This is a genomic window from Cytophaga sp. FL35 (assembly GCF_014349235.1).
Classification (GTDB): domain Bacteria; phylum Bacteroidota; class Bacteroidia; order Flavobacteriales; family Flavobacteriaceae; genus Euzebyella.
This window is the reverse complement of record NZ_JACSOH010000054.1, coordinates 1-4,166: the sequence shown is the minus strand read 5'-3', so window position 1 is coordinate 4,166 and position 4,166 is coordinate 1. Positions and strand designations below refer to the sequence as shown.

At 34.0% G+C, this 4,166-nt stretch carries 3 protein-coding genes; all 3 read right to left on the bottom strand.

Annotation, left to right across the window (positions count from 1 at the left end):
* Positions 1–223: 223 nt before the first annotated feature.
* The gene (locus BIZ36_RS20355) at positions 224–2,212 is read right to left on the bottom strand and encodes a VPS10 domain-containing protein (protein ID WP_187459695.1); all 1,989 of its coding nucleotides are present in this window, start codon (positions 2,210–2,212) and stop codon (positions 224–226) included.
* 145 nt (positions 2,213–2,357) lie between these two features.
* Positions 2,358–2,753, bottom strand: coding sequence for a hypothetical protein (locus BIZ36_RS20350; protein ID WP_187459694.1), 396 nt, complete (start codon positions 2,751–2,753; stop codon positions 2,358–2,360).
* A gap of 209 nt (positions 2,754–2,962) precedes the next feature.
* A complete protein-coding gene (locus BIZ36_RS20345) occupies positions 2,963–3,472 on the bottom strand; it encodes a secretory carrier-associated membrane protein (RefSeq protein WP_187459693.1) in 510 nt (169 codons plus the stop codon).
* Positions 3,473–4,166 lie beyond the last annotated feature (694 nt).

Sequence of the window (4,166 nt, the reverse complement as noted above, 5' to 3'; positions counted from 1 at the left end):
GTCCCAATTTTTAAACCTTGTTTATTTGTGGTAAATGTGTCTTCGTGTATAAAGTATTGAAATTCCAACTTTAATTTTTTCAGCTTGTGCCTAACGGTTAGTATATGAAAAGTAGGCAATTTCGAAGCACTAAACTTTCAGTTAAGTACAAAGTTTGATACGAGCTAAAAGCCTTGGATTTACTACTGTTTTGCCTATTTTTTATATACCTTGTTACCCACAGTTATTTTTCATTCAGTTTCTTTTTATACAAATGGTCAGCAATTTTGAAGATTGCATAATTCTTATCTCGGGCAACTTCGGTGAAGAATTGTCCATTTGATATTTCATCAATTTGTTGTCCAAAATGAATTGAGTTTGTACGGAACTTCAATCCTTCAAAGTCCACTATCCAAGGTGTATAAAGATAGTTAGGTTTGTCATCCGAATTTTCAACTATTAATTTTTTACCGTTTTGAAATACAATGATGATTCTTCTCCAATCCGTTGTTGTACTCCAATTTCCATAAGATTGCCAAAAAGCATTATTGATTGCTTCATCTCTCAAATTGAATAAGGAGTCTGCAACTGACTTGTAAAATTTGAAATCTGTTTTTTCTCCTGGAAATGTGTACAAGTTCTCAAAGTCAAAACGGTCTATGCCTGATTTATTTATGCGTTGCTCTTCTCTATCAATAAACTTTTTAAACTCCTTAATGTCATTTTCTGTAATGTTCAAATCAGTGAAGGAGACATTTGAGAATCGTGATTTGTCTAGTACATTAATAATCCGTTCTACTTTGGCTACTTCGATTTCATTCTTTGCACGGGAAAGATATTTTGAAGATTTTGTTTTTTTATCAACTACATATTTATCTCCCTTTTTAATGTAGGTCCTTAATGAATTGTCAGAATGGAAACAACCTTGACTGCCATTTTCAAAATGAAATTCTTTTACATCAAGGTCAGAAAAGAGGCTTTTGGGTAGGCTATATTCATTGATTGACTTTTGTTTATCGTTTATGGCGTAGCGTTTATTTAAGCTTCTGTCAGCCAATATTATTTTGTCGTCAAATAAAGTAGCATTGGCAATAGAGAAGTCCACAGTCATAAACCGATACCATTGCTTTTTTTTCTTGTTAAAGCGTAAAATATCTTTATTCTCAAATCCAAATTCTTCACCTTCAAAGCTTAATTTCAAGTAGGGTTCTTGAATAGTTACTTCATCCGTAAATAACTGAGAAACTGTAAAGTTATCGGGATTAATCTTGTAAATGCTTTCAAATGTCAACACAAAAAGTTTGTTGTTTCTTACTCCAATTGCTCTTGGGTTGTTTTCAAGCGATTTATCTGATTGCCAAGTTTTAGAAAAAGCACTATCATAAAGGCTTATGCTCAAATCTTGATTTATTGTATAAAGTTCTTCATTTTCAGAAACTTCAAAATCAATTATTTCTGGTAAGTAAGTCCAATCAATAGAATTTGATTTTGTAATAAACACTCTATTTTGCTGATTGATGATATAGTGATTTCCAAAAATTCTTATTTTCCGAATGTCAGGTCGTTCTTCTTTCGAAAGCCTTTCATACTTTCCTTGACTTAAAGGTGTCGGTAGTTTTTCCCAACTTTTGCAGTTATCAGTAGTTTTGTAGAGTACGTTCCAAAAAGAGCCAAACAATCCTGTTTGTTCATCTTTTGTAAAATGAATAGTTGAAAATCTTAGTGCGTTTTCATTTCCTGCCTTATCAAAGGTTTTCCAAGTTTTTCCCTTATCTTCTGTGTAATAAATGAGTTGAGAATTACCACTCATCCAAGCTTTCCCGTTGTTGTTTATGTATGCGGCATCAATCCAACTACTTTTCCCGAATATTACTTTATCCCAAGTCTTTCCGTGATTTCCTGACCAAAAAACAAAGTCTTGCTTTCCGCTTTCTTGAATAAACCCTGAAATCATCATAGTATCTTCAGAGAAAAAGTTTAATCTCTCAAATGTCTTACCTGAACTAAAATTGTAAGGGTCAAGCGAACCAAAAGGTCCGATATGCCATAGTTCACCAATTTGCTTGGTGTAATAAACATTTCCCGCTTTTGTAGCTACCCAAATTTCTTCTGATGGTGAAATTCCAAGTTCTGATACTCCACCTGAAATTGATAATCTTGATAAATATTTTTCTTGTCCTAGAACGGTCAATGGAATAAGTATGATTGTCAATATGTGCAGTATCTTCTTCATAATTGTGGGTAACGGTTCGTGTATGATTAGTTGCGGACTTTTCCAACGGAAAATGTCCGTATGAGACTAAAGATAATTGATTGCAGGAATTTCCATTTGGAAATTCCGACCGCAATTAATTGTACACCCTGTTGTAATTAGTTTTTTATTTTAGTTTAGTCCACGAGTATTTTCCAAGAAACCTGTCCAATCGCACTTTCCAATTGATTGGTTTGTCCATTTGCGGATTATAAGAGCAGATTCTACATTTCCGTGAATTAATTTCTACTTCATATCCGCCATACTTCGTTGAACGCAATTCAGTTTCTTTTATTTCTTGAAACAGATTTGAACCACATCGAGGACAATTTTCCAATTCCGTTTCTCCGATTGGCTTGGTAAGTTCCGCTAATGCAAAATCCGTCAAGTTTCTATTTTCTATTTCTGATTGAATTTTTTCTTGAGATTCGGGCATCAATTCAGTCCGACGGTACTTAAAGAAGAAGGCTATTTCTCTGTCGGTCAAGTTTTGGAGAAATTCCTTTAAACTTTCTTTTTTCAAAATTTATTACAACGGTTCGGCTAAGCGTAGTGCGGAGGCAAGGAAACTTTTCGTTTCCGTCTGCCGGCGTGGATAAAGCTTATTGTTTTGTTTTTTCTTTTTTTTTCCAAAGCTAAACATATAAGATTTAGCGACTACATAAATATACACAGACCTTTCTGTTTTGCCCTTAAGTCCGCATTACGTTTAGGTTTTGTTGGCAACCGTTTTCATTTCTTTATTTCTACTCTAACTATGATATTTTCTCCGTCCAAATTTGTAAAGTAGCCCAGACGTATTTCCTGTCCATTGTATTTAATTGGTCCGCCATGGGAAGCAGTATTTTGAAACCCATAATAATTGCCCAGAAAATCGGAATAAGCAAATGGGATTCCATCCAATTTAAACTCCTCATTTTTATGTCCTTGATATGGCATGGGCTCAAAATCTTGAATTTTACCTTCAATAGTTTTAAAACTACCGTCTAAAAATAATTGTTTGTGTTCCTTCAATTTCTTTAAAGAATTCGGAATGCTAATCGCCGCAACAATACTGAATATAATTCCAAAAGCGAGCCCAAAAAATAGGGTAAAGTAGTTCTTTGACTTTTTTTGCGCTAACTTGTTTTTTCGAAAAGTTATGTAGAAAGCTAAAAATCCTCCAACAGCCAATATGAGAGGAACGGTAAGTATAAGTTCCGGATTTTCATTTTTTATTTCGTAAACAGTAATATAGTCCATTCAAATGGTTGCCAACGGTTGGGCTATGATTTCATTGCGGCGATTTCCGTAGGAAATTGTCGGTAAGAAATCGGGCCCTGTTAATGGTTAATAGTTTTAAAATTAGTTAGAATCTAGCAATGAATTATAGCCGGTGTTGTAAGTAGTTTTTTCTGTCTGTTACTAACTCGGTTAATTTATTCAGTTTTGTTTGGTCAATTTTTGTCCAATCCGTTTTATTAAACTCAAAAGTGCTGAACTTTTTTAAACTCCGATAAATTGGTAAAATCACAGACTCAAAATCTCCGGTCAGATTATAAATCAGATTTCGGGTCTCTGTAAATCCATTACTTTTTGTAATGCAAAAATCAACGCTTTTACCACTTGGTTTTAATTCAAAGAAATAGCATTCAGGTTCCAAATGCCAGCATATTTCAGAATCAATTCCGCTGGTTGCTAAAATCAAAGATTTGCAGAGCTGGTCAGTTGGATTTTCGGGAAAAAGTGAAGAAGTAAAGTCCAATCCAAAATCTGCAGATTTTAATTCAATCGGAAGCCATCCACTTTTTGGATTTCCTAAAGTCAGTTCTATTTTCGATGATTTTGTCAAAATTACTTACAACGGTTCGTGTATGATTAGTTGCGGACATTTCCAACGGAAAATGTCCGTCTGGTTTTAAAGATAATTGATTGCAGGAATTTCCAGCTGGAAATT